Annotated in this window: 23 protein-coding genes; 7 read left to right on the top strand and 16 right to left on the bottom strand. The window is 64.9% G+C overall.

The window, feature by feature from the left end:
• Positions 1-11: 11 nt before the first annotated feature.
• On the top strand, positions 12-2,816 hold the full coding sequence (locus tag IQ25_RS05370; RefSeq protein WP_144903414.1) for a DUF3857 domain-containing protein: 2,805 nt from the start codon (positions 12-14) through the stop codon (positions 2,814-2,816).
• 16 nt (positions 2,817-2,832) lie between these two features.
• On the opposite strand, the gene IQ25_RS05365 is transcribed toward IQ25_RS05370, so the two are convergent.
• Genes IQ25_RS05365 through IQ25_RS05330 form a run of 8 tightly spaced genes read right to left on the bottom strand, consistent with a single transcriptional unit; the run spans position 2,833 to position 9,584 of the window.
• Positions 2,833-3,366, bottom strand: a complete 534-nt coding sequence (locus IQ25_RS05365; protein ID WP_144903410.1) for a nuclear transport factor 2 family protein — start codon at positions 3,364-3,366, stop codon at positions 2,833-2,835.
• A gap of 7 nt (positions 3,367-3,373) precedes the next feature.
• Positions 3,374-3,904: an SRPBCC domain-containing protein gene (locus tag IQ25_RS05360; protein WP_144903407.1), complete on the bottom strand. Its 531-nt coding sequence runs from the start codon at positions 3,902-3,904 to the stop codon at positions 3,374-3,376.
• Positions 3,905-3,917: 13 nt separating this feature from the next.
• Positions 3,918-4,688, bottom strand: coding sequence for an SDR family oxidoreductase (locus tag IQ25_RS05355; RefSeq protein WP_144903404.1), 771 nt, complete (start codon positions 4,686-4,688; stop codon positions 3,918-3,920).
• 60 nt (positions 4,689-4,748) lie between these two features.
• Positions 4,749-5,786 (bottom strand): 4-hydroxy-2-oxovalerate aldolase, encoded by a 1,038-nt coding sequence (gene dmpG / locus IQ25_RS05350; RefSeq protein WP_144903401.1) that lies wholly within the window; start codon positions 5,784-5,786, stop codon positions 4,749-4,751.
• A gap of 13 nt (positions 5,787-5,799) precedes the next feature.
• Positions 5,800-6,738 (bottom strand): acetaldehyde dehydrogenase (acetylating), encoded by a 939-nt coding sequence (locus tag IQ25_RS05345; protein WP_144903398.1) that lies wholly within the window; start codon positions 6,736-6,738, stop codon positions 5,800-5,802.
• 10 nt (positions 6,739-6,748) lie between these two features.
• On the bottom strand, positions 6,749-7,543 hold the full coding sequence (locus IQ25_RS05340; RefSeq protein WP_144903396.1) for a fumarylacetoacetate hydrolase family protein: 795 nt from the start codon (positions 7,541-7,543) through the stop codon (positions 6,749-6,751).
• Positions 7,530-8,360 (bottom strand): alpha/beta fold hydrolase, encoded by an 831-nt coding sequence (locus IQ25_RS05335; protein ID WP_144903393.1) that lies wholly within the window; start codon positions 8,358-8,360, stop codon positions 7,530-7,532. The genes IQ25_RS05340 and IQ25_RS05335 overlap by 14 nt, the downstream gene beginning before the upstream one ends.
• 12 nt (positions 8,361-8,372) lie before the next feature.
• Positions 8,373-9,584, bottom strand: a complete 1,212-nt coding sequence (locus IQ25_RS05330; protein ID WP_144903391.1) for an acyl-CoA dehydrogenase family protein — start codon at positions 9,582-9,584, stop codon at positions 8,373-8,375.
• 491 nt (positions 9,585-10,075) lie between these two features.
• Between IQ25_RS05330 and IQ25_RS05325 the strand changes: the two genes are divergently transcribed.
• Positions 10,076-10,930: an SDR family NAD(P)-dependent oxidoreductase gene (locus tag IQ25_RS05325; RefSeq protein ID WP_258536953.1), complete on the top strand. Its 855-nt coding sequence runs from the start codon at positions 10,076-10,078 to the stop codon at positions 10,928-10,930.
• Positions 10,931-10,934: 4 nt separating this feature from the next.
• Here IQ25_RS05325 and IQ25_RS05320 read toward each other — a convergent pair whose 3' ends face one another.
• Both IQ25_RS05320 and IQ25_RS05315 read right to left on the bottom strand, forming a co-directional pair.
• Positions 10,935-12,173 carry a CaiB/BaiF CoA transferase family protein gene (locus IQ25_RS05320; RefSeq protein WP_258536952.1) on the bottom strand — a complete coding sequence of 413 codons (1,239 nt, stop codon included), beginning with the start codon at positions 12,171-12,173 and terminating at the stop codon, positions 10,935-10,937.
• Complete coding sequence (locus tag IQ25_RS05315) at positions 12,170-12,976, bottom strand: crotonase/enoyl-CoA hydratase family protein (protein WP_144903385.1); 807 nt, start codon at positions 12,974-12,976, stop codon at positions 12,170-12,172. The genes IQ25_RS05320 and IQ25_RS05315 overlap by 4 nt, the downstream gene beginning before the upstream one ends.
• Before the next feature lie 100 nt (positions 12,977-13,076).
• Between IQ25_RS05315 and IQ25_RS05310 the strand changes: the two genes are divergently transcribed.
• From IQ25_RS05310 to IQ25_RS05300, 3 genes are all read left to right on the top strand, one after another.
• On the top strand, positions 13,077-13,952 hold the full coding sequence (locus IQ25_RS05310; protein ID WP_144903383.1) for a LysR family transcriptional regulator: 876 nt from the start codon (positions 13,077-13,079) through the stop codon (positions 13,950-13,952).
• 119 nt (positions 13,953-14,071) lie between these two features.
• On the top strand, positions 14,072-15,217 hold the full coding sequence (locus tag IQ25_RS05305; protein ID WP_144903380.1) for an acyl-CoA dehydrogenase family protein: 1,146 nt from the start codon (positions 14,072-14,074) through the stop codon (positions 15,215-15,217).
• A gap of 14 nt (positions 15,218-15,231) precedes the next feature.
• Positions 15,232-16,197 carry an acyl-CoA dehydrogenase gene (locus IQ25_RS05300; RefSeq protein ID WP_144903377.1) on the top strand — a complete coding sequence of 322 codons (966 nt, stop codon included), beginning with the start codon at positions 15,232-15,234 and terminating at the stop codon, positions 16,195-16,197.
• Here the strand turns inward: IQ25_RS05300 and IQ25_RS05295 are convergent.
• The 4 genes from IQ25_RS05295 to IQ25_RS05280 form a co-directional block, all read right to left on the bottom strand.
• Positions 16,120-17,934 carry an N-acyl-D-amino-acid deacylase family protein gene (locus IQ25_RS05295; RefSeq protein WP_144903375.1) on the bottom strand — a complete coding sequence of 605 codons (1,815 nt, stop codon included), beginning with the start codon at positions 17,932-17,934 and terminating at the stop codon, positions 16,120-16,122. The genes IQ25_RS05300 and IQ25_RS05295 overlap by 78 nt on opposite strands.
• A gap of 237 nt (positions 17,935-18,171) precedes the next feature.
• Positions 18,172-19,260: an alcohol dehydrogenase catalytic domain-containing protein gene (locus IQ25_RS05290; RefSeq protein WP_144903372.1), complete on the bottom strand. Its 1,089-nt coding sequence runs from the start codon at positions 19,258-19,260 to the stop codon at positions 18,172-18,174.
• Positions 19,257-20,861: a choline dehydrogenase gene (locus IQ25_RS05285; RefSeq protein WP_144903369.1), complete on the bottom strand. Its 1,605-nt coding sequence runs from the start codon at positions 20,859-20,861 to the stop codon at positions 19,257-19,259. The genes IQ25_RS05290 and IQ25_RS05285 overlap by 4 nt, the downstream gene beginning before the upstream one ends.
• Before the next feature lie 20 nt (positions 20,862-20,881).
• The gene (locus IQ25_RS05280; RefSeq protein ID WP_144903367.1) at positions 20,882-21,574 is read right to left on the bottom strand and encodes a hypothetical protein; all 693 of its coding nucleotides are present in this window, start codon (positions 21,572-21,574) and stop codon (positions 20,882-20,884) included.
• Positions 21,575-21,768: 194 nt separating this feature from the next.
• On the opposite strand from IQ25_RS05280, the gene IQ25_RS05275 reads away from it, so the two are divergent.
• A complete protein-coding gene (locus IQ25_RS05275; protein WP_144903364.1) occupies positions 21,769-22,569 on the top strand; it encodes a sugar phosphate isomerase/epimerase family protein in 801 nt (266 codons plus the stop codon).
• Between the two features lie 2 nt (positions 22,570-22,571).
• Here the strand turns inward: IQ25_RS05275 and IQ25_RS05270 are convergent, their stop codons facing one another.
• Entirely contained in the window at positions 22,572-23,534 is a 963-nt protein-coding gene (locus tag IQ25_RS05270) for an aldo/keto reductase (protein ID WP_144903361.1), read from the bottom strand.
• A 27-nt stretch (positions 23,535-23,561) separates the two neighbouring features.
• Positions 23,562-25,016: an FAD-dependent oxidoreductase gene (locus IQ25_RS05265; RefSeq protein WP_144903359.1), complete on the bottom strand. Its 1,455-nt coding sequence runs from the start codon at positions 25,014-25,016 to the stop codon at positions 23,562-23,564.
• Positions 25,017-25,251: 235 nt separating this feature from the next.
• On the opposite strand from IQ25_RS05265, the gene IQ25_RS05260 reads away from it, so the two are divergent.
• Complete coding sequence (locus tag IQ25_RS05260) at positions 25,252-26,013, top strand: SDR family oxidoreductase (protein WP_144903356.1); 762 nt, start codon at positions 25,252-25,254, stop codon at positions 26,011-26,013.
• Positions 26,014-26,015: the final 2 nt, after the last annotated feature.

Raw genomic sequence — 26,015 nt, 5'->3', positions numbered from 1 at the left:
AGGGGGTTTGCGTGGGCAGAAGATTCGCGTCTGTTATCATGGGGTTGCTGGGCACGACCGCGCCCGCCCTTGCCGGTGAGGCCGTGCTCTATGGCCCTGCTCCGAAATGGGCTGAAGTGCGCGATGGGGCGAAGATCGACACAGCATCGAACACGGCGCTTGCCTTGTACGACGTGCAGGAGCGGATCGAGGGCGAGACGCTGACGGTCTATGTTGACCAGGCCTACAAGCTGGCCAGCCCCGAATCGCTGACGCAGGGCGGCACGAGCACGGCGGCATGGATGCCCGACAAGGGCGATCTTACGGTTCACCGCGTCGAGATCCTGCGCGCTGGCAAGGTGATCGACGTGATCAAGGGCGGCGCGCGCTATCAGGTGCTGCGACGCGAGACCGGGCTCGAGCGCCGTCAGATCGACGGGCAACTGACCGCGACGCTCGCCATTCCGGGCCTGCAGGTGGGCGACGTGCTGCGCATCGCCTACAGCCAGACCACGCGGGACAAGGCGCTGCAGGGCAAGGTCCAGATCGACACGCCGCTGCTGACGCTGCCAGTGGAAGCCGGCTTTGCCCGGACGACGGTTTCCTGGCCGGAGGGCGCAAGCGTCAAGTGGCGGGCAGGGCCTGCCGTCGGCACGGCAAGCGAGGCGGTGAAGAACGGCTGGCACACGGTGAGCGTGGCGCTGCCACTGCCTAAGCGCGAGGACATGCCATCGGGCGTGCCTTCGCGCTTCACGCGCGGGCCGACGATCGAGGCGACCAACTTTGCCAGCTGGGAAGAAGTCTCGCGCGTGTTCGCGCCACTTTATGCCACCAAAGACGCCATTCCTGCGGGCAGTCCACTGGCGGCGGAAGTGGCGAAGATCGCCGCTGCAAGCCCGGACCCGCTGACCCGCGCCGCGCTCGCCACCCGTCTGGTGCAGGATCAGGTGAGCTATCTGATGAACGGCATGTCCGGCGGCAACTACGTGCCGCAGGCACCTGCCGAGACATGGGTTTCGCGCTTCGGCGATTGCAAGGCGAAGTCGCTGCTGCTGCTCTCGCTGCTCGAAGCGCTGGGCATCAAGGCTGAAGTCGTGGCGGTCAAAAGCCAGACCGGGGATGCCGTGCCGGATTCGCTGCCGATGCCTGCGGCTTTCGACCACGTGATCGTGCGGGCCGAGATCGGCGGCGTCACCTACTGGCTTGACGGAACCGCCACGGGGACGCGCCTTGCGACGATCGGCGAGACGCCGCCGTTCCGCCATGCCCTGCCGATCCGGGCGGAAGGCGCAGGCCTGATCGCCATTGCACCGCGCGTGCCCGAAGTGCCGATGGTGGCGGTCAAGATGGTGATTGACCAGCGCGCCGGGGTGGACATTCCGGCGCTGGTCACGGCGACGACGACGCTTTCGGGAATGTTGGGGAGCAACCTTGGCGCGGCGCTGGGTCAGGCGAGTGCCGAACAGAAGAAGCAGATGATCGACGCCTTTGCCGGGTCGATGTTTGGCACACTTTCGAAGAATGGCGGGCTGGTGACCGACGGCAGCATGGCATTCGATCCCGAGACGGGGACGGCCACTGCTGTTGTCAAAGGCATCGTCACGACCCAGTTCGTCTCCCGCGACGGCACAAAGCGGATGGATATGGGCGCGCTTTCAAGTGCCAACCTCTCGCTCGATTTCGACCGCAGTCGCGCGGCCTGGAAGGCGCTGCCGGTCGATCTCGGCGCGGCACGTCGCACGCGCGAGGACGTGGAAGTGCTTCTTCCGGCGGACGAGCCGGGATACAAGCCCGGCGGCAAGGCGGACTACGAGGCGAGCTTTGCCGGGACGACGGTGGTCCGCAAGGGCCTGCTCGATGGCGCGCGGTTCGTGGTGAGCGAGGAGCATTCGGCACTGGGCGGGGAACTGGCCGCGGCCGACATTCCCGCCGAAAAGGCCAAGGCGCTGCGGCTGCGCAATACCGTGCCGTTCTTGATCGCTCCGGTGACGGCAGCGCGGGCCTGGCGCTATCAGGCCCCGGCCTACCGCGCGCGGATCGCGCCGGTCGAGGAAGCCTATGCGCTCGCTATCGCTCGCGATCCGGCGGAAGAGCAGGGTGCGGCGCTGGTGGCGCGGGCAAGCTTCCGCGCCGGGACCTATGACTTGAAGGGTGCCATTGCCGATTACGACAAGGCCATCGCACTGGGCCCTGATGCAGGCAATTACATTCGGCGCGGCTATCTCAAGAAGCAGCTGGCGATGACCGAGGCTGCGATTGCCGACCTGCGCGAGGCGCTCAAGCTGTCGCCTTCGATCGACACCGCGCTGCCGCTGGCCGATCTGCTGGGCTTTGCCGGAAAGACCGACGAAGCGCTGGCCCTGTTGACTGAGTACGATGACATGGGTGACGAGCACTCCTCGGTCGTGCAGATCCGTGCCGATGTGCTTGCGCGTGGCGGCAAGGTGGCCGAGGGCCTCAAGGAAATTGACGGACTGATCGACGAAAAGCCCGGCGATACCTCGCTGCTCAATGCCTCATGCTGGTATCGGGCACGGTTCCGCGTGGGAGCCGAAGGCATGATGGAGGTGTGCAATCAGGCGGTGGAGCGTGCTTCCAATGCCTCTGCGGTGCTCGACAGCCGGGCGATGGCGTGGATCGCGCAAGGCAATCTGGCGAATGCTCTGGTTGACGCCGAGGCCGCTCTGAAAGTGTCCCCGGGGCAGGTCTCGACGCAATATGTCCGAGCCTGGGTGGCCAATGGCCTGGGAAAACCGGAGGCAAAGGCCGACCTTGCCTATTTTCGCAAGGTCATGCCCGGCCTCGTCGAGGAATATGCGGGCTATGGACTGAAGTAGCGCGCAGTCTTTCGGGTCATTCGTCCCAGTGAATGAGATGGTTGATGTCGGTGCGTTCGTGGGGCTTGCGGCCGGTGGTGGCGAGGCGCTGGACGGTGGGCTTGCCCTTCATTTCGCTGAACTTGCGCAGGACCTCGATCACGCGGTCGTAGTAGGTGGACTCGATCTTCCACACGCCGCCTTCGCGGCGATAGGCGTCAGTGTAGATCGCGGTGCCGAAGGTGTGGGCGTCCTTTTCAAGGTCGATGAACACGTCCTGCAGGTACCACAGGCCGGTGGCGCTGTTGTCGCCGGTCACGTTGATTTCCGGCATGACGCCGATGTGCATGGCAAGCGCGCCCGAATGGAACGAGTTGGACAGGAACTCGACCATCGCCTCGCGGCCCGAGAGCGAGACCTTGTAGGTGCCACCGTTGTAGGTGCAGGCAACGTCTGCCGTGAACAGCGCGGGCAGGGCGGCGAAATCGCCTGTGTCGATGGCGCGGAAGTAGCGGTGCTTGAGCACCTTGATCTCTTCCATGTCGGAAAGCTGCTGCAGGGTGTAGGGCATTGCGAAATCAGGCTTTCTGTTCTTGCGCGTAGAGCATTTCGGCGCGGTCCTTGAGGGCGCGGGCGCTGTCGTCGAAGGCACGCTTTACCCACGGTCCCGCAAAGCGGAAGACGTGGATGCCGTTGGCGCCAAGGAAGGCGTCGGTGGAGAAATATCGGCAGGAGGCCTCGCCCGTCGGCTCGATCACCTGATCGCGGCGGGCGGGGTAGGGCCAGAAATCGGAGTGGATCATCTCCCACGAGATCATGCGCTCCGGTTCGAATGCGCAGATGTATTCGCAGTTGGGCACGAGCGTGCCGGGCACCGCGTAATTCATCAGCGTCATGTCGACCGCCGCTCCCATTTCGAGCGTCGACGAGGCGCGCACGCAGAAGGGGTTCCATTCGTTGTAGCGCGGCATGTCGGTGAGCACGGCCCAGACCACGCTGGCCGGGGCCGCAATCTCCACCGTTTCGCTGACCGTAACCGCATCGGGATCGAAGCCCGATACAGGATCGTCGGCAAGGGTGGGGTGGCTCTTCATCCAGTCGAGCAGCATGGCGCGAGGTTCCTTATGCCGCGACCCAGTCGCCACCGTTGACGTCTAGCATCGCGCCGGTCACTTCCGATGCGTAGTCCGAGAGCAGGAAGTAGACCGCCTTCGCGCAATCGGCGTCGGGCGGGATATGGCCGACGGGGATTTCGCTGGCGCGCTGCTTGCGGAAGGCTTCAGCCCCTTCGCCGAGACTCTGGATGAAGCCTTCCAATGGCGCCCCCATCATCCAGCCCATCAGCGCGGTGTTGACGCGCACGCCCGTGCCGCCGAACTCGATCGCGAGGTGGCGCGTCATGTGGTTCAATGCACCCTTGGCCATGCCGTAGCCGCCTTCGCCGGGCATCGGCTTGCGGGTGCAGAGCGTGGAAATGTTGACGATCGAGCCCGAACCTTGCGCCTTCATCGTCGGGAACACCGCCATGGCCATGCGCAGCGCGCCTGCCGCGCCGACGTTGAAGGCCTGCAGGACCTGGTCAATGTCATGTTCGATCAGCGGGCCCCAGTCCGGGTGGTAGTAGGCTGAGTTGACCAGACCATCGATGCGGCCCCACTGGTCCAGCGCGGCCTTGGCAGCGGCCTGGCACTGGTCCGTCTGCGTCACGTCGAGCGGGACGGCGATGGCCTCACCGCCTGCGGCCACGATCTCGTGCGCCACCTCCTCGATAGCCTGCTTCGAGCGGGCGGTGACGACGACCTTTGCGCCTTCTTTCGCGGCCCCCCGGCAGGCAGCCTGGCCCATGCCGGGGCCAGCGCCAGTGATGATGACGACCTTGTCCTTGAGGATCATCGCATTCTCTCCCGGTAGGGCGGGGGCGTTTCGCCCTCTCGCCGGTTGGTTTGGTTCAAGTCAGGCGCGCTCTTTCAGCATGTCGAGCGCGACATCGACGATCATGTCTTCCTGCCCGCCGACCATCTTGCGGCGGCCGAGTTCGACGAGGATCGTGCGCGTATCGAGGCCGTAGGTTTCGGCAGCCTTTTCGGCGTGGCGCAGGAAGCTGGAGTAGACCCCGGCGTAGCCCAGCGCCAACGTCTCGCGGTCAACGCGGACGGGGCGGTCCTGCAGGGGCCGCACGAGGTCTTCGGCGGCGTCCATCAACATCATCACGTCGCAGCCGTGGTTCCAGCCCTTGCGGTCGGCGGCGGCGATGAACACTTCGAGCGGGGCATTGCCCGCGCCCGCGCCCATGCCGGTGAGGCTGGCGTCGATGCGCACGGCACCGCACTGCGCGGCAACGATGGAGTTGGCCACGCCCAATGCGAGGTTGTGGTGCGCGTGCATGCCGCGCTGGGTTTCGGGCTTGAGCACGCGGTCATAGGCCTCGAAGCGGGCGCGCACGCCATCCATGTCGAGCGCGCCGCCGCTGTCGGTGACATAGACGCACTGCGCGCCATAGCTTTCCATCAGGACGGCCTGCTGGGCCAGCGCATCGGGCTCGATCATGTGGCTCATCATCAGGAAGCCAGAGACGTCCATGCCCAGATCGCGGGCGATGCCGATGTGCTGTCTGGAAACATCAGCCTCGGTGCAATGCGTGGCGACGCGGACCGAGCGGACTCCGATGTCGTAGGCGCGGCGCAGTTCCTCGACCGTGCCGACACCGGGCAGGATGAGCGTGGTCAGCACGCACTTGTCGAGCACATCGGCCACGGCTTCGAGCCATTCCCAATCGGTGTGTGCGCCAAAGCCGTAGTTGAAGCTGGCGCCCGAGAGGCCGTCGCCGTGGGCGACTTCGATGGCGTCGACGCCAGACTTCTCGATGGCCGAGGCGATCGCACGGACATGGTCGATGCCGTACATGTGCTTGATGGCGTGCATGCCGTCTCGCAGGGTCACGTCCTGGATGTAGAGCTTGTCGCCGCGTTCGACGTTGAAGGTGGCAGTCATCGTCCGTTCTCCTTCAGGCGGCTGCAGCGGCCATGCGGCGGGCGGCGAGCAGTTCGCCGGTGGCCTTGGCGGCCGCGGTCATGATGTCGAGGTTGCCGGAGTAGGGCGGCAGGTAATCGCCTGCGCCTTCGACTTCGAGCATGATCATCGCCTTGATGCCGCTGAATTCGCCCTGGCCTGGAATCTTCAGCTTGTTGTTGTCGCCGAAGCGTTCGAATTGGACTTCCTGCTTGAGGCGGTAGCCGGGGACGTACTTCTGCACTTCGGCGACCATGTCCTTCACGGACTGGCGGATGGCGTCCTCGTCGCCGCCTTCGGACAGGGTGAACACCGTATCGCGCATGATCATCGGCGGTTCGGCCGGGTTGAGGATGATGATCGCCTTGCCGCGCGTCGCGCCTCCGACCTGCTCGATGGCGCGGGCAGTGGTGCGGGTGAACTCGTCGATGTTGGCGCGGGTGCCGGGACCGGCCGAGCGCGAGGACACGGACGCGACGATCTCTGCGTAGTGAACCTTGGCGACGCGGCTGACGGCGGCGACCATCGGGATCGTAGCCTGCCCGCCGCAGGTCACCATGTTGACGTTGGAGGCGCCGAGGTTTGCTTCCATGTTGACCGGGGGCACGATGAAGGGGCCAATCGCGGCAGGGGTCAGGTCGACGACCTGAATGCCATCGGCGCGCAGGGCTTCGTCGTGGACCTTGTGGGCATAGGCGCTGGTCGCATCGAAGGCGATGCCGATGTCCTTGTAGAGCGGATGGGCGCGCAGGCCTTCGAGGCCTTCGTGCGTGGTGGCGATGCCGTGCGCGCGCGCCATGGCCAGGCCCTCGGACTTCTCGTCAATGCCGACGACGATGGCGAGGTCCATGTTCTGCGGGTACTTGATCATCTTCATCATCAGGTCGGTGCCGATATTGCCCGAGCCGATGATTGCCGCTTTCACGCGTGCCATTCGGAGTTCCTTAAACGAAGTTGGCAACGCAGGTGCCGAGCGGCCCCGCATCGTTGCTGAGAGTCATTTCGAAGCGATCGCCCTTCACGGCGGGCGCGAGCGGGACGAGGCTGCCGGACAGGATCACGTCCCCTGCATCGAGCGTCACGCCATAGGCACCGAGCGTGTTGGCGAGCCACGCCACCGCTTGCGCCGGATCGCCCTGCACAGCGTGGCCATAGCCTTCGGACAGGGGCTCGCCATTCTTGGTGACGGCGACGTGTAGGTTGGGAAGGTCGAGCTTTTTGGGATCAAGCCGCTCTTCGCCGATCACGTAGACCCCGCATGATGCGTTGTCCGACACGGTGTCGACGATCTTGATTTTCCAGTCGTCGATGCGGCTGTCGACGATCTCGAAGCAGGGGGCGATGCTCTCCGTGGCGGCGAGAACGTCGGCGGCAGTGACGCCGGGACCGTTGAGGCTGCTCTTGAGGATGAAGGCGATCTCGGCCTCGGCGCGCGGGGCGATCAGGGCCTTGGCGTCGATATCGATGTCGCCTGCGACATGCATCCAGTCGGTCAGGAAGCCGAAATCGGGCTGATGCACGCCGAGCATGTCCTGCACGGCCTTGCTGGTCACGCCGATCTTCTTGCCGACGACCTTCTCGCCATCAGCCACGCGACGCGACAGGAAATCGAGGTTGATCGCATAGGCATCGTCGAGCGTCAGCGAGGGGTCCTGCTCTATCAGCGGGGCAATGGTCTTGCGGGCGCGCAGCGCTTCGTAAAGCGCGGCACCGAAATGCTGGATCTTATCGGCGGGCATTGAGGAACTCGATGGCATAGGCGTTGAATTCGGCGGCGCGCTCGACTTGCACCCAGTGGCCGGTGCGGCCGAAGGTGATCGCACGAACGTCCGGGCAGTGTTCAAGGAACAGACGAGAGTGGGCTTCGGGGCAGAATTCGTCGTTCAGGCCCCAGAGCACGAAGACGGGCTGAGTGATCTCCGGCAGGCGCGGCGACAGATCGGGCGTGCGCATGCGCACCAGCACGTCCTTGGGCTGGGTGCGGGCGACAGCGAAGCGTTCCTCCACCAGCGCATCTGGAATCTTGCTCGCGAAATCGGGGTGGACGAGGTTCGAGACGAGACGCTTCTGTTCGGCAAGGTTGAAGTCCGGCCCGCCGAAGCTGGAGACCATCTTGGTGATGCCGGGCATCACGAAATAGGCCTCACGCTCGGCCACGCAGCCCGGCGCCATGAGCACGAGGTTCCTTGTGAACTCCGGGTGATCCAGCGTCATCAGCAGGGCAATCCCGCCGCCCAGCGAATTGCCGACGAGGCTGGCGCTGGTCACGCCGTGGGCAACAAGCGCTTCATGCACTGTGTCGGTGAAGAGCTGCAGCGTGTAGTCCAGCCCCTCGGGCTTGGACGAGCCGCCGTAGCCGATCAGGTCGGGCAGGATCACGCGGTATCCGCCACCGACGAAGGCATCGATGTTCTGGCGGAAGTTGGATGCGCCCGAAGCGCCGGGGCCGCTGCCGTGCAGGAAAACGACGGCAGGTGCGGACGGATCGCCCGCTTCGGCAATGACGATGTCGTAGCCGCCGGAAACGCGATGCGTGGTCTGGGTCAGGTCAGCCAAGGGGCGCTCCGATCAAAGGAATGTGAAGGTGGGCGCTTCGCCCAGCATTGCGCCCACGACATCGAGCGTGCGGTTGGCCGGATCATTGGCAACGTGGGCGCGGCCAGCGTTGAGGTCTAGCCAGGGCTGGATGATCGCGCTCGAGGTGTAGATCGCACGGCCGCCAAGCAGCTTGACCATGTCGTCGACAAGGTCGGCCATACGGCGCACGACGCTGGCTGAATTGTAGGCGAACAGCGTGCGCTTATCCATCGGGATCGGCTTGCCCGCTTCGGCGAGCGCCATCAGTTCCTCGAAGGTCAGGCGCAGGGTCTGCTCCATCTCGGTCACTTCGGCCTGCGCGCGGGCGATGGCGGCAAGGAGGAAGGGGTCGCTCTTGGATGCCTTTCCGGTGTTGGTCGAGACGCGGCTCTGGGCGATGTCCATCGCGGCGGAAATGGCCGCACGCGCGCCACCGAACGCTGCGGTCGAGACCGAGCGCATGAACACTTGCGCCCATGGCAGGGTATAGAGCGGGCCGGTGTTGGTCTCCTGTCCGGGGTTGGTGCAGAGGAACCCGTCGATCGAGCGGTGGGTGCGGTGCTCGGGCACGAAGACGTCATCGACGATCACGTCATGGCTGCCGGTGCCCTGAAGGCCGAATACGTGCCAGCTGTCGGTGTCGATGGCGTAGTTGGCGCGCGGCAACAGGAACGCGCGCATGTCGGGCGCGCCGCCCGCCTCGCGCGGTGGGACCATCGCACCGAGCACGACCCACTGGCAGTGGACCGAACCGGTCGAGAACCCCCAGCGGCCCGAAAGGCGATAGCCGCCGTCGACCGGGGTGACCTTGCCGACGGGCTGGTAGGACGAGGAGACGAGAGTGGAGGTGTCCTTGCCCCAGACCTCGGCCTGCGCCTCTTCATGGAACAGGGCGATCTCGTATGGGTGGCAGCCGACGACGCCGTACATCCAGCCGGTGGACATGCAGCCTTCGGCCAGCGCGCGCTGGACGTCGTAGAACACGTTGGGATGCATTTCGTAGCCGCCCCAGCGCTTGGGCTGGAGGATGCGGAAGAAGCCTGCCTCCTGGAACTCCGCGATCGATTGTGCCGGAACGTCCCGGCCGGAAACGCAGGCACGGGCCCGTTCGCGCAGGGTCGGGATCATCGCCCTGGCGCGGGCAACCAGTTCCTCGCCCGATGGAATCGCATCCGTCTGCGAAATTGCGACAGCGCTGGCCATGGTCCCCATCTCTCCCAAATCACGTTCACTGCACGGCGACTCGTTTCCCGATTGGCGTCCTCCGTATTCGTAATTCAAAATGATCCAAGATACGCAAATGGTCAATCAAAAAGCCAATACACTTCGGATATTCGCGAATTTTGCCGATGAACGGCGTTGCTGGTGCGTGGGCGGCAGTCAGAGGTGGGCTGGACACAGCGCGGAAGCGTCAGTCTTGCACGCAAGGTCCTCGGATCTCCTCTCCGAGGGCAAGCGCTCATAAAGGATACCGTGCATCAGAATGCCAGGAAATCCTACATCTGCCCAAAATGCTCCCCTTGATGCTTGCATTTGCGTATAGGATAATCAATTCTCCTACGAAGATATCGTTGGCGTCGTCGTTGACGACCTCACCACGCTGGTCGGCCCGATCCGCGAAGCAGTCTTGCTTCACGTGCGTGGTGTCCTCCACCGATCGCGCGGTAATCGATCGACATTCAGGAGTAGAAAAGGTGGCACCCGACAAGGACGTATTTTCCGGCGGAGTGGCCGTTGTTACCGGCGCCGGATCGGGCATCGGGGCAGGCCTTGCGCGGCGCGCAGGCGCTTTGGGCATGACTGTGGTCGTGACCGACATCAACGAGGCATCGGCGGCCGAAACAGTTGCCGCAATCGAGGCAGCAGGCGGCAGGGCCGAGGCCGAGAAGGTTGACGTGTCAGTCCCCGGGGAACTGGACCGCCTCGCCGAACTGGTGTTCGACCGGCACGGCGAAGTGCGCCTGCTGATCAACAATGCCGGGATCGAAACCGTCGGCAACAGCTGGGAAGTGCCAGCCGCGCGCTGGGAGGCCACGCTCAATATCAACCTGCATGGCGTGATCCATGGCGTGCGCGCGTTCGTGCCGCGCATCATCGCCAGCGGCAAGGAAGCGTGGATCGGCAACCTGTCGTCGGTCGGCGCGTTCGGCCAGATGCCGGGGCAGACTGCCTATACCGTGACCAAGCACGCGGTGCAGGCGTTCAGCGAATGCCTCTATTTGGAGATGGAGTTGAAGGCCCTGCCGATCCACGTATCGGCAATCGTACCCGGCATGATGCGCACCAATATCTTCAACGCTGAGGCGGGGGAAGGCGAGCCCGACAACGCAGCGAAACACCGCCGCGCGATGTTCGAGATGATGCGCGACCATGGCATGGACCTGGACGAAGGCTGCCGCCTGTTCCTTGAACAGATGGCGCAGAACAGGTTCTGGGTTCACAGCCAGCCCGAGATGAGCAAGCAGATCATCGGCGGCCGGGTGAAGTTCCTGCAGGAGCAGATCGCGCCGATCATGCCCGACATCGCCCGCCAGATCGCGGTGGATTGAGCGACTATAGTCGCTCCGCAATCACGCCCGCAGCCAGCAGGCGGTCGATCTCGTTGCGGTCCAGCCCCAGCCTTTCGCCAAGGACCGCTACGGTGTCCTCGCCCGAACGCGGCGGGGCGTGGCGATAGGTCGCGGGCGTTGCGGAAAGTTGTGCCGGGAAGCCCAGCACCTTGACCGGCGTGCCATCGGACCGCGCCATTTCGTGCACCAGCCCGCGAGCCTCGATCTGAGGATGCGCCAGCACTTCCGGGATCTCGTTGACCTTGCCGCCGGGCAGACCTGCGGCCTGCATCGCCGCGATCAGGTCTGCCGCCTGCCATCGCGCGATGACCGGCCGCATCACGTCCATCAGCGCATCACGATTGAGGCAGCGGCCGCTGCTGATGGCAAAGCGCGGATCGTCGGCCAGCGCGCCAAGGCCAAGGAGGTCCATGAACTGGCGGAACTGGCGGTCGTTGCCGATTGCCACCAGCACATCGCCATCGGCGCATGCAAAATCCTGATAGGGAACCACCGTGGGATGCAGGTTGCCCATGCGGCGAGGGGTGACGCCACCGTTCAGCCAGTTGGACGCCTGATTGGCCAGAAGCGCGACCTGGGTATCGAGCAGGGCAAGATCGATGTGCTGGCCCTCTCCGGTAGCGTGGCGGTGGTGGAGCGCGGCAAGGATCGAGATGGCGGCGTAAAGCCCGGTCTGGAGATCACACACCGGCAAGCCCACTTTCATCGGCCCGCCGCCCGGCTCGCCATCGGGCAGGCCAGTCACGCTCATCAGCCCGCTCATGCCCTGGATCAGAAAATCGTAGCCGCCCGTATCGCGCAAGGGTCCGGTCTGGCCGAAACCCGTGATGGAGCAGTAGACCAGGTCCGGCTTGATCGCGCGCAGCGAGTCAAAATCCAGCCCGTACCTGGCAAGGCCGCCGACGCGGAAGTTCTCGATCACCACGTCTGCCCGCGCGGCGAACCGGCGGATCAGGTCGGCGCCTTCAGGCTTTGCCATGTCGATCGCGACAGAGCGCTTGTTGCGGTTGGCGCAGAGGTAATAGGCGGCATCGCGGCTGCCATCGTCAAGGAACGGCGGGCCCCACTTGCGGGTATCGTCACCCTGACCCGGCTGTTCCACCTTGATCACGTCTGCGCCAAGATCGCCCAGAACCTGGGAACACCACGGCCCAGCCAGCACGCGCGAAAGATCGAGGACGGTAATTCCGGCAAGCGGGCCGGCAGCCTGCGGTTCCCTCACTCGCCCTTCAACTCCGGCGTGCGCTTTTCGAGGAAGGCGCTGACGGCCTCATGGTGGTCATGCGTATGATGGGCCAGCGCCTGATAGGCAGCGGAAAGTTCGAGCAGCGGCGCAAGCTTCATGTCCTGCCCTTCGCGCAGCAGGCGCTTGGCCATGCGCGTGGCGTGGCCGGGGTTGGCGGCGATGGCGTGGGCCACTTCCAGTGCGCGCGGCAGCAGCCGGTCTGGTGCAACGACTTCGCTGACAAGGCCGTATTCCAGCGCTTTCGCCGCGTCGATGGTGTCCCCGGTCAGGGTCATCAGGCTGGCGCGGGCCATGCCGATCACGCGCGGCAAAAGCCATGCGCCGCCATCGCCCGGCACGATGCCAAGCTTGACGAAGCTTTCGGCAAAGAGCGCGGACTCCGACGCGATCCGGATGTCTGTCATGCAGGCAAGGTCGAGCCCCGCGCCAATAGCCGGGCCGTTGACGGCGGCGACGACAGGCACTTCAAGGTCGTAGAGCGCTGTGGGGATCAGCTGGATGCCGGTGCGATACTGGTTGCGGATCGAAAAGGGCGATCCGCCGAACATGCCGGTCTTCTCCGCCATGTGCTTGACATTGCCGCCCGCGCAGAAGGCCTTGCCTGCGCCCGTCAGCACCACAGCGCGCACCGAGGCATCGCGGGTCACGTCGGCGCAGAACTGAGCGATTTCCTCGCTGTGCGCGGTTTCCGAAATCGCGTTGCGTGTGTCCGGCCGGTTGAGCGTGGCGATCACCACCGGGCCATCGCGTTCGATCAGCAGGAAGGGGGTTTCGGACATTGCGCACACTCCATGGGCTATTGCTTGGGCAAAACAGCTAGGCCCCGGTGCTCTTACGGGCTAATATTGAATTTTCCAGCTTCGATAGTGAGTATGTATCGTGGACCTGCGCCAGCTGCGCTATTTCAGCGCCCTTGCCGAGACGCTGAACTTCCACCGTGCGGCAGAGCGCCTGCACATATCGCAGCCACCGCTGACAGTTGCCATCCGCAAGCTGGAGGACGAACTCGGCGTCGCCCTGTTCGAACGCGATCCGCGCGGAGTGCGCCTGACCACTGCGGGCCTCGCCGCCGTTGCCCCTGCGCGTGAGGCACTGGCGGCGGCGGAGAAAGTGCGCGAATCGGTGCGACAGGGCGCGGCAGGCCTGCGTGGGCGCTTGTCGATCGGCTTCATCGGCTCGGCCATCGGCGAATTGCTGCCGCGCATCGTCTCGCCCTTTCGCCAGGCCTACCCGGAAGTTGAACTGGCGCTGGAAGAGATGAACAGCGTCGAGATCGTCCGTGCCATCGCCGCGCGCCGGCTGGATGTCGGATTGGTGCGCCTGCCGGTGATGGACTCCGCGCCCGTCGCCTTCGATGTGATCGAGACCGACGAACTGGTGGCCGTCCTGCCCGCCAGCGACGTGCTCGCCCGGCGCAAGACGCTCGACCTTGGCGCGCTGGCTGACCGCAGCTTCATCATCTACAGTCCCGTCAGCGTACTCCATGCCACGATCCGCCTCGCCTGCCACCGCGCCGGGTTCACCCCGCGCGTCGCGCAGGAGGCGGTGCAGGTGCAGACCATTCTCAGTCTTGTCGAAGCAGGACTTGGCGTGGCGCTGATCCCCGGCCGCAGTGCGCGCTTCGCCGGGGAGGGCGTGCGCATCGTCACCCTGGCAGAGCCGTTGCCGATCGCAATGGGCATCGCGCGGGCAAACGAACCATCGGTGCTGGCACAGAATTTCGTGCGCACCGCCCTCGCCGGCTGTCAAGATTGATATTCGATCGCTATCGGACAGGGCAAAATAAATATTTGATGCAGAGGGTCTGCGGGCGCATCGCTCGACCCCCTGGAGCGGTGGCATGATGCACCGCCCGGGACAGGAGCCGCCCTTCCGTGTTCGATACCCTGACGCTTGCCCAACTTCCGCCCGAGGACGAGGCACTGCGCCCCGCCATCCGCGCATTCATAGACCAACACATCGCCAGCATCCCGATGGATCGCCGCGCGCGTTCATGGCAGGGCTTCAGCGCGGAGTTCAGCCGTGCGCTGGGGCAGGCGGGCTTTCTTGGCCTGACCCTGCCGAAGGAATACGGCGGGCACGGCAAGGGTCCGTTCGCCCGCTTCGTGGTGGTCGAGGAACTGCTGAGCGCTGGCGCACCAGTGGCGGCGCACTGGATCGCCGATCGGCAGAGCGCCCCTCTGCTCCTGAACTTCGGCACCGAGGCGCAGCGCCGCAAGCACATTCCCGCAATCTGCCGGGGCGAGCAGCTGTTCTGCATCGGCATGAGCGAACCGGGTTCGGGTTCCGACCTTGCCAGCGTGCGCACGCGGGCAGAGCTCACGGGTGGCGGCTGGGTGGTCAATGGCCAGAAGATCTGGACCACCAATGCCATGCATTCGGACTACATGATCGCGCTGATCCGCACGTCCGGCACCTCGGCGGACCGGCAGGGAGGCCTGTCGCAGCTGATCATCGATCTCAAGGCGCCCGGCGTGACCGTGCGCCCCATCGTTGACCTGACGGGCGATGCCCACTTTGCCGAAGTGTTCTTCGAGAATGTGGAACTGGGCGATGATGCCCTTGTCGGGCAGGAAGGGGAGGGCTGGAAGCAGGTCGTCGCCGAACTCGCGTTCGAACGATCGGGGCCGGAGCGCATCTATTCCAGCGCCGTCCTGCTCGATGCCTGGATCAAGCACGTGCAGGCAGTGGGCCGAAAGGATTGCGAAGCGCTGGTCGGGCGGCTTACCGCCGAACTCGCCACGCTGCGCGCCATGTCGATTGCCTGCACCGCGCGACTTGTGGCGGGGGAAAGCCCGGTGGTCGAAGCGAGCATCGTCAAGGATCGTGGCACCGGCTTCGAACAGGAACTGCCGGTGGTGATCGCTGACGATCTTGCCGCGCACCCGGACGAGGCGGTGAGCGAGGAGCTGTATCGCACGCTGCTCTACGTCACGCACATCGCGCCAAGCTTCAGCCTGCGCGGCGGCACGCGCGAGATCCTGCGCGGGATCATCGCGCGCGGCATGGGCCTGCGTTGAAGCGAGAGGACAAGATGGACATCAACGAACTGCTCGAACCCTTCGTCCGCATGCTTGATGCGGCGGCGCCCCCTGCAGTGGTGCGCGCCATCGAACACGGCGGTTCCGCTGCCGCACTGTGGGACGAAATCGCCCAGTCCGGCTTCCTCGATGCGCTGGTTGCCGAAGAGTACGGCGGAGCAGGGCTGAGCCTTGCTGATATCGAGCCGCTGATAGAGGCGCTCGGCGCCCGCGCCGTGCCGCTGCCTGTGGCAGAGACGATTGTGGCGCGCGCCCTGCTGGCGTCGGCGGGCGTGGCTGCGCCGGATGGGCCGATCGCGCTGGTCACCTCTCTGGCTCAACCGGTTCCCTGCGGACTGGTGGCGCAGGCCGTGTTGTTCGATCGCGGCGATGCACTGGTGCTGTGCGAAATGGCGCAGCTTTCGCCCGAGCAGACAGGCGTCACGAATTCGCTCGCAGCCCGCATCTCCGGCAACCCCGAAGGCCAGACCTTACCGCGCCCCGGCACTGGCCTGCGCCCCATCGCGGCCGTGCTGCGCGCCGCGCTGATCGCCGGTGCCGCCGCGCGCCTGTGCGATGTGACGACGGCCTATGCTTCGGAACGCGTGCAGTTCGGCAAGCCCATCGGCCGCCAGCAATCGCTGCAGCAGATGTTGGCCGTGATGGCCGAGGACATGATCGCCTGCCGGATCGCCGCTCAGCTTGGCGCGTCGCATGGTCTGGAAGTGCCGCTCGCCGCCGCCGCCACCGCCAAGATCACCACGTCTTCTGCTGCCCCGCGCATCGCCGCCACTGCCCACGCCGTCCATGGTGCCATCGGCATCAGCGAGGAATACGACCTGCAGCTCCTCACCCGCCGCCTGCACGAATGGCGCATGGCCGATGGCTCGGAAGGCTACTGGTCACGGGTGCTCGGGCAACAGCGGCTCGCGACGACCGCGATGAGCGTGGACTGGATCAGGCAAAACGTCTTCGCCTGACCCGACCGGATCGGCGCAAGCCTTCTGCACCCCGCGCACGACCTGACCCGGCCGGAGCGCGGTTGGCCGGTCATTGCGCCGTATGATCTGACCGCTGACGACGGTTGCGCAGTACCCGGTTGCGGTCTGGTCCAGTCTGCGTCCTCCGCCCGGCAAGTCATGGCGGATGACGGGGGCGTGAAGCGTCAGGCGCTCCAGGTCGATCACGTTGATATCTGCCTTGTAGCCCACGCGCAGCAGGCCGCGATCCTCAAGCCCCATGACCTTCGCGGGGCGGGCGGCCAGCATCTCCACGGTCTCGGCCAGCGACAGCCTTTCACCTGCCCGGTCGCGCACCCAGTAGGTCAGCATGAAGGTCGGATAGCTCGCGTCGCAGATGGCGGCGTAGTGCGCGCCGCCATCGCCAAGGCCGATCACGGTATCCGGGCGGCGCACAAGGTCGAGCAGGGCATCGAGCCGACCTTCGTGAAAATTGCCGAGCGTGTTCAGGATCATGCCCGTGCCGTCACGCTCCATCAGCACGTCGTAGGCGACGTCCTCGGGCGAGCGCCCCTGCGCGCGGGCCAGCGCGGCGATGCTCTGGTCGGTCGCGGGTTCGTACTGCGGGGGATCGCCGAAGGGGAACATCCAGTCCCAGATGCGGGTCAGCATCGCCAGCGGATGGCCCTCCTGTGGCATTTCGCCGATCAGCCGTTCGCGGAACGCCGGATCGCGCAAGCGGGGCAGCTGTTCCTCGAGCGGCAGGGCGGCAAGCGGTTGATACGAAGGGCAGAGGCAGAACGGGTGGGTCGAAAGCGCCCAGCCTGAGATCAGTCCGATCGGGCGCGGAAGCACCTGCGGCCAGATCTCCATGCCCTGCGCGCGCGCCTCGTCGACTTTGTCGAGCGCCTCTTCCCAGTTGCGTGGACCGCTGTTGACCAGCCCCAGCGTGAAGGTGGAAGGCCGGCCGCAGGCTTTGGTCACGGCAAGGAGCCGAGCCATCTCCTCTTCCCAGCTCTGGAACGGCGCGTCGAGCACCGCCTGGAACACGCCGGTCCCGGCCTCGGCCAGCGCTCCGGTTATCGCCAACAGTTCGCGCGTTTCGGCGTTGAACGTCGGGATCAGTTCGCCTGCCTTGGTGCGGTGAATGTTTAGGCGAGACGTGGCAAAGCCCACGGCCCCTGCTTCCAGCGCCTCGAGAGCGATAGCCCGCATCCGGGCCAAGTCCTCATCCGTCGCTTCTTCGCGCGCAATGGCCCGCTCGCCCATCACCCACACGCGCAACGGGCTGTGCGGCAGCAGGCAGGCCACGTCGATGTCGCGCTGGCGGGCGGCGAGGGCGTCGAGGTATTGCGGAAAGGTCTCCCAGTCCCACGGCAGGCCCTCTGCCATCACCACGCCCGGTATGTCCTCCACGCCTTCCATCAGTTGGATCAGCGCCTCGTGATCAGCAGTGCGGCAAGGCGCGAAGCCGACCCCGCAGTTGCCCAGCACAGCGGTCGTCACGCCGTGCGAGGAGCTTGGCGAGAGCGTGTCGGACCAGATCGCCTGCCCGTCGTAATGTGTGTGGATGTCAACAAAGCCCGGGGTCACGACCAGCCCCTCGGCCTCGATCACCTCGGCCGCGGCTCCTGCGAACGAGCCGCCGACCTGGATTATGCGGTCGCCCTGCAGAACCACGTCGCCGAAATGGGGCTCTGTCCCGGTGCCATCGACGATCATTCCCCCGCGAATCAGCAGGTCGGCCTTTGCGGTCATCGTCGCTCTCCCATCTTCTTTCAGAGAAGCTACTCGACCGTTCGGAGAGGAGCAAGTTGAAATGCGCTTCCAAATGGCTGCAATGCATGTGCAGTTATTTATATATTTTGCTTTGAAATTGCCATTTGCGTAGAATAGGAGATTTTCTATTCTGCAACTTTAGATGTCAGGGGTTGAAGTGGTGCAGCCTTCGACGTGTTTCCCCGGGGAAACATTTCATCAACAAACAGGCCGTCTTCAAAAGGCGACCACAGAGCGCAGCGATTGCCCGCGCTTCATCAGGGCAAAGCCCTCGTTGACTTCGCTCATCGGCAGGCGATGGGTGACAAGGTCGGCAAGGTTGAGGCGGCCTGCGGCGAAATGATCGAGCAGGCTGGGCAACTGGCTGCGGCCCTTGACGTTGCCCATGAACGAGCCTTGCACCCGCCGTCCGAGCTGGAGCTGGAAGGGGATCAGTTCCATCGCCTGCCCATCGGGCGGCACGCCGAGGACAACGGTGCAGCCCCAGCCGATCCGCGTGGATTCGAAGGCTTGGGCCATCAGCCTGACGTTGCCCGCGCACTCGAACGCGTAATCGACGCCGCCATCGGTGAGCGCCTGGATCGCCGCAACCACATCACCCTCGCGCGCGTCGATGAAGTCGGTCAGGCCGAAGCGCTGGCCCTGTTCGTGACGCAGGGGATTGATGTCCACGCCGATGATCCGCGAGGCCCCGGCAAGGCGTGCGCCTTGCACAACGTTGAGGCCGATGCCGCCGAGGCCGAAGACCGCAACGGTCGCGCCGCTTTCGACATGCGCGGTGTTCATCACGGCGCCGATGCCCGTTGCCACGCAGCACCCCGCGGTGCAGGCAAGGTGGAAGGGCACGTCCTTGCGGATCACCGCGACGTTGCGCTCGGCCGTGACGATGAACTGGGCAAGGCTGCCGACGCCGGAATAGGCCGAAACCGGCTGGCCATTCAGCGAGAACGGGCTGGGCTGGAGGGCAATGTCGCCGAGGAAGGCCTCGCACAGGTTGGTCTTGCCCGACCGGCAATTGCGGCATGTGCCGCACTCGCCGATGCCCACCGGGATCACGTGATCGCCGACCTTGACCGAGGTGACTTCCGCGCCGACTTCGCGCACGATCCCGGCGCCCTCGTGGCCGACGACGACCGGGAAGGGATAGGGCGCGGCCTTGCCTTCGATCTGGCTGAGATCGGTGTGGCACAGCCCGCTCGCCATGATCTCTATCAGCACGTCTCCGGGGCCGGGAGGGGCGAGGTCGAGCAATTCCTCGACCAGCGGCGTACCGGGTGCGTGGCAGACCATTGCTCTGGTTTTCATGGGGGCGGGCCTTTCCCGAGGATCAGGTCGGCGGCCTTCTCGGCAATCATGGCGACCGGGATGGCGGTGTTGCCGCCGGGCAGGTGCGGCATGATCGAGGCATCGACCACGCGCAACGACCGGAGGCCGTGCACGCGCAACGCATCGTCCACCACGGCCATCGGATCCGAGCCCATGCGGGCAGTGCTGGTCGAGTGGTAATCGGCTTCGGCATGGCCGCGGATGTAGGCGTCGATCTCGTCATCTGACTGGACTTGCGGGCCGGGGTTGAGTTCCTCACCCCGCATTTCGTCGAAGGCGTTCTGGCCGAAGATGCGGCGGGCGATGCGTATGCCTTCGCGCATGACGCGGCGATCGCTTTGCGTGGCGTTGTAGTTCTGGTCGATCACCGGGGGCTTATCGGGATCGGCGCTGGCAAGCGTGACGCTGCCGCGCGATTCCGGGCGCGCCACGTTGATGTGCGCATAGAAGCCATGCATCGGCACCATCTTGCGTCCGTTCTGGCCGAACAGTGCCGAGACCAGCAGCATCTTGATGTCAGGCTCGTCCAGCGCCGGGTCGGATCGCACCATGCAGGCGACCGACATGCCGGGATCGGCCAGCGGGCCGCTGCGGAAGGCAAGGTACTGCGCCATCGCCAGCGCACCGCGCACAGGATTGAGGAAGCGCAGCATCGACCACGGCTTGGTCGAGCGGTACTTGACGTGCGCGGCGAGGTGGTCCTGCAGGCCCTGGCCGACGCCGGGGAGGTTGTGGGCCAGCGCGATGCCGCGTTCGGCGAGGTGAGCGGCGGGGCCGACGCCCGAGAGCATCAGCAGTTGCGGTGTGTTGATGGCGCCTGCGCAGAGGATCACTTCGCGCCGCGCCTTGGCAAGTGCGTCGATGCCTGCGCGGCGGAACACGACACCGGTGGCGTGGGCGTCTTCGAACAGGATACGCCGGCTGTGGGCTTCGGTCAGCACGGACAGATTCGGGCGTTTCAGAACGGGGCGGAGGTAAGCCGAGGAAGCGCTGGAGCGGCGACCCTTGCCGACGGTGAGGTCAACCGCGGCGAAGCCGTCGCGGGTCTCACCGTTGAGGTCTCCGATCAGGGGATAGCCTGCCTGGGCTCCGGCTTTCAGGAAGGCGCGGGCGAAGGGATGGTCCTGTGCGGCGCGGGTGACGTGGATCGGCCCATTGGTCCCATGCCATTCATTGCGGGCAGGGCCGTAGCTTTCGAGCTTGCGGAAGTAGGGAAGCACATCGGCGAAGGACCAGCCGCGATTACCGGCCTGCGCCCAGCGATCGTAGTCGGAGTGGAATCCACGATCGTAGGCCATGCCGTTGATCGAGGAGCCGCCGCCCAGCACCTTGCCGCGCGGCAGGTAGAGCACGCGGTCATCGAGATGACGCTGCGGCGCCGAGACATAGGGCCAGGCGTAGGCGCCTGACATCATGATCGGGAGCAAGCCTCCCGGCGCGGCGATCAGCGGGCTGTTGTCCTTGCCGCCCGCTTCGAGCAGCAACACGCGGCACTCCGGATCGGCGGAGAGGCGATTGGCGAGGACGCATCCGGCCACCCCGGCACCGACGATCACGAAGTCGAATTCGAGGCTTTCCATGGTCGCCACGCCGAACCGGGTCAGAGTTCGACGACGGAGAGGATGTGGCTTTGCTTGTCCGGGAAGACGTAATCGAACTCGAGAACCATGCTCTCGCCAAGCGGGCCAGCGCAGATCAGATCGGTCTCGACGAAGACCTGCACGCCAGCGCTGCCGTAGGCGTAGCGGGTCGCCTTCCCGAATACGGGCGAGGCATCTAAGCGGGCATCGATCGCGTCATCGCCACGGCGGGCGCGATTCAAGCCGATGTTGAGGCGCCCCTTGAAGGTGGGGTCATTCTCGGAGAGATCCTGAAGGGTCAGGACCATCTTCTCAAGCTCTTCCAGAGATTCGACGAGGAAGCCGAAGTGGAAGCTGGCTTCGAAGTCCTGCGCCATCATCGCGCGGTAGGCCTTGACCGCTTCGTGCTCGTCATCGGTGCCGACGCGCAACGCGGCGTGGATCGCGGCGATCAGCTTCTGCTGGGGTTCGGGCAGGCATGAGAGATAAATGATGCCATCGCCGCGCGCGAAGTGGCGGCCCGAAACGACGAAGCGGTAGAAGCTGCCACTGGGCAGGGGCAGGACCTGCGTTTCCCTGAGGCCCGCGATCTGCAGCAGGCGCGAGGCAGTGGGGCCGTCCTCCGGCTTTCCGTAATGCAGGGCGAGGTGGCCCATCGACAGGCCGCCATCGGTGATAGGGGAGATCGCGATTTCGGGTGCAGTCGTTGCCATGTGAGCCTTTCCTCTCCACGCAGCCTTTCACCGCGGCTTACCTGCCGTAGCATTTTCAACTCTGCGCTTTTATGAAAATGCGTATGAATGAATCGATCAATGTTCGAATATTATTATATGAATAAGATTATGTCATCCGAATGCGTATCTGAAATCGGTGGCGTGCATGCGGTTGAGGCGATAGGATCTGGCTGATGAAGCGTCTTGCTCTCGATCACCTGACCGCCATTGACACAACGCCGATCCACTTGGCGCAGACGGCGCGGGCTGTCGGTTGCGATGGCATGTGCCTGTTCATGGAGCCGATGGACGTCCTGCCACTGATGCCGAAATTCGACATTTGCGGCGACCCGGTCACGCGGGCGGAGCTGAAGTCGGTAATGCGCGATCTGGGCGTTTCGCTGGACCTTGCCTATCCCTTCACCCTGACCGGCCGCACCGATGTTGCCGCCTTTGCCACGGCGATGGAATGTGCGGCAGAGCTTGGCGCCGGGATGATCAATGCGCTGCTCTATGACCGCGATCCGGCGCGCCGGTTGGATACGTTCGCGCGCTTCTGCGACATGGCGGATGGCTTTGGGCTGAGGGTCGGTGTGGAGTTCTATCCGCCAAGCCAGGTGCCTTCTCTGGCTGCCGCGCTGGATCTTGTGGGGCAGGTGGCGCGGCCAGAACGGGTCGGAATCAATGTCGATCTGCTGCACCTCATTCGCTCGGGCGGCACGATTGGCGAACTGGCAGCGGTTCCGGCAGGGTATGTGCTTTATGGGCAGGTGGCCGATGGTCCTGCGCTGGCGCCCGAAGACCCCGGAGAGGAAGCTTCGTCGGAACGACTGCTGTGCGGGCAGGGCGCGTTCGACGTTGCGGGCTTCGTGCGCGCACTGCCGGAAGGGTGCCCGATAAGCGTGGAAATCCCGCGCAACCACGCGGTCGGTACCGAGACTACCGCGACGCGTGCGCGACGCGCCGTCGATAGCGCGCGCGCTGCTACAGGTTAAGGTCAGGCGCTTCGCAGGGCGGTGAGCTCTTCTGGAGTCAGGGTCAGGGCGTCGGCCTTGGCGCTGTCGGTCACCTGTTCGGGCGAGGATCCGCCGAAGATGGCCACAGTCTGGTTGGGCTGGCTGAGCAGGTAGGACAGGACGATCTCGTTGATCGACACGCCGTGTTTTTCGGCCAATGACTGAACGACAGAAAGGCGGCGTTCGTTGGCCGGGTTGGCATAGCGCGCGGCAAGCTGTTCGCCGACCGAACCTGAGGCGAGCTTGGTGAAGTACCCGCCCGACTGCGCCGCATAGGCGACGATTGGCAGGCCGCAGGCGTGGAGGTCTTCGTATTCGCCTTCATAGTAGTGCTGGTAGCCCTGCTGCGCGGCGGCCGCGGTATCGGGGACAGCAAGGCCCCAGAAGGTTTCCGAGGCGACGAAGCCTTCCTTGCCGATGGAGGCGGCATAGGCATTGGCGGCGCTGATGCGTGACGCTGACCAGTTCGACGCGGCGAAATGGCGGATGCGGCCTGCCTCGCGGTGGGCGATCAGTGCGTCGATGATCGGTTCGACCGGGCTTTCCGGGTTGTCCCTATGCAGGAAATAGAGGTCGATGGTATCAACGCCGAGGTGATCGAGGCTTTGCGCCAAGTCTGCCGCGACGTCATCCGAGGTGACGCGGTTGCGCCAATCGCCCACGCGCATGTCATAGAAGCCGCCCTTGGTGGCGATCACGAAGTCGTCGCGCTTCTGCGTCTTGAGCCACGCGCCGAGCGCGCGTTCGCTGGCCCCCACAGGCGCATCGGGGATCCAGTCGCCATAGCTCCGGGCAGTGTCGATGAAGTTGCCGCCGAGGCCTGCATAAGTATCGAGGATGGCGTTGGCCTTGCCCTGATCGAGCATCCAGCCGAGCATGTTGGTGCCGTAGCACAGGCGGCTGACGGTGAGGTCGGTGTTGTTCAAGGTTACGCGAGAGAGCATCTTGGTAATCCTTTCAGGACCGCAGGGTCAGCCTTTCGCGGCGTTCATGCCTGCGTAGCGTCCGAAGAAGGTGCAATCGGCAAGGCTCATCCCCGAGGAATAGCCGTGACCCCAGGCGGGCAGGCCCGAAGTGCAGCGGCCTGCTGCAAAGAGGCCGGGGATCGGCTGGCCAGTGCGGTCGAGCACTTCGGCATCGGCTGAGGTCTTTAGGCCTCCCAACGTGAAGAAGCTGAAGTAGCTCGTCTCGAAGTTGCACTCGAGCGCGACGAAGGGTGACTGGTCGAGGGGCCTGAGGATCGGTGCCTGCTTGTCGAACAGGGGGTCGCGGCCTTCGCGCGCGTGGGTGTTGTAGAAGTGCATCGTTGCCGAGAGCGTTCCGGCAGGCATTTCGAGTTCGGCTTCGACTTCCTCCCAGGTCTCGCCCGTGCCGGCGATGGTTATGCCGGCAAGGTCGAGCGGCTGGGTGAAGTGCGCGCTGTCGAGCAGGAGGTAGACCTTGCCGCCCGGCTGGTCGACGGCGCAACGGCTGACGCGGCCGTGATAGCAGTCCTCGTTGATGAAGCGCTGTCCGGCGACGTTGACGAAGACGCCATAGGCCTGCTCTTCCGGGATGGTCCATGGGCAGGTGGTAAAGAACTGGTCCATGTGGATCGGATCGCCGCCGACCGAAGCGCCAAGCTCGATGCCGATGCCGTCGTCCTTGTCGCCGATGGGGCTGTTTACCCTGAAGCTTTCGGGGCAGTACTTGCGGCGCATCGCATCGTTGAACACGAAGCCGCCGGTGGCAAGGACGACGCCCTTGTGCGCGCGTACGAACCGGTCCTTGTTGTCGATCCGCACGACCACGCCTGCAACGCGGGTGCCTTCTGTAATCAGGGCAACGGCGCGGGCATCGACGTGGATCTCGGTGCCGAGATCGCGGGCGCGGGTCTCGAGGATATCCACCAGCGGACGTCCGCCGCCCCAGCCCATGTGCTGGATCACGTGGCCGCGCGGGGCGGGTTTGGCCAGCTTGTAGAACGGCGCGGCTGCCTCGCTGCCCGACCAGATCAGGGTTGAATCGTCGGTGGGTTCGATGATCTTGCCCGGCAGGAAGTTACCGCGATAGGGCACGCCCTGATCCTTGAGCCACTGATAATGCGAGAGGGCCTCGCGGCCGTAGCGGTCGCACTTGGCGTCGTCCGCGCAGGGGCCGCCGGCGAGCTTGAGATAGGCGGTAAAGTCCTCGACAGTATCGTCGAAGCCTGCGGCATTCTGGGCATCGGTACCGCCGCCGATGTAGATTTCTCCGCCCGACAGGGCCGATGCGCCGCCGCTTCCCGAACTGCGTTCGAACAGCATGACGCGCGCGCCTGCTGTGCGGGCCTCGATCGCGGCACAGGCACCGGTTGCGCCGAAGCCGACGATGGCGACGTCCGTCTCGAAATCCCACTGCGGAACCTGCGCGAGCGGCAGTGGCCGATATTGAGAATAGGCTGTCATTCCGGTCTTCCGCTCCCAAGCCATCGCGGATCGTCTTGTCCGCCGTTCAGAGGCCGCCCCGGCAAGGGGCCTGGCCCGACTCAATTCGACATTTCTGCACCGCATTCGTAATTTCAGATTGCATTGGATACGCAAATCGTCAATTAAAAACCCAATCGCCTTTCGATATTGGCGATTTCGAATCTGTTGATGAGGGTTTTGCCCGTATCAACAAGAGCAAAGGGAGAGCGGCCCCGTGGAGGGCACTGATCACATCGATCTGTCGCGCAAGGTTGCGATCGTCACGGGCGGTACGCGAGGGTTGGGGCGGCATATCGCCGAGGCCCTTGCCGGGGCCGGAGCGGACGTCACGGTTTGCGGACGAAGCGAACCTGCGGACCTGCCTGCGGGTGTTGCGTTCCGGGCCGCCGACATTCGCGATCCCGAACAGGCCCATGCGCTGGTCGAGGCGGTGGCGATGCAGCATGGTCGCATCGACATCCTCGTCAACAATGCCGGGGGATCGCCGCACGCGCCTGCCACGTCGAGCCCGCGCTTCTTCGACGCGATCGTGAAGCTGAACCTACATGCGGCGATGTACATGTCGCAATATGCCTATGCCCACATGGCGAAGGCGGGTGCGGGCAGCATCGTCAACATCGCCAGCGTTTCGGGCATCCGGCCTTCGCCAATGACGGCAGCATACGGTGCTGCAAAGGCAGGGTTGCTGAGCCTGACGCAGAGCCTGGCGCAGGAGTGGGGGCCGGACGGGGTGCGTGTGAACGCGATCATCGTCGGGCTGATGCAGACCGAGACTGCGGAAGAAACCTATGGCGATGCCGCGGCGCAGGCTGCGGTCGCCAGATCATTGCCGCTGCAGCGCATGGGTGACGGTGCGGACATTGCGGGCGCGGTGCTGTGGCTGAGTTCCAGCCTCGCCTCGTGGGTGAGCGGCGCGCGCATCAACGTCGATGGCGGGGGCGAGCGGCCATACTTCCTCGACCTCGTGAAAGGATAAGC

This window comes from Novosphingobium taihuense (assembly GCF_007830315.1).
Classification (GTDB): domain Bacteria; phylum Pseudomonadota; class Alphaproteobacteria; order Sphingomonadales; family Sphingomonadaceae; genus Novosphingobium; species Novosphingobium taihuense.
Note: the sequence above shows the minus strand (reverse complement) of the source record. Positions and strands in the feature narration are given on the sequence as shown.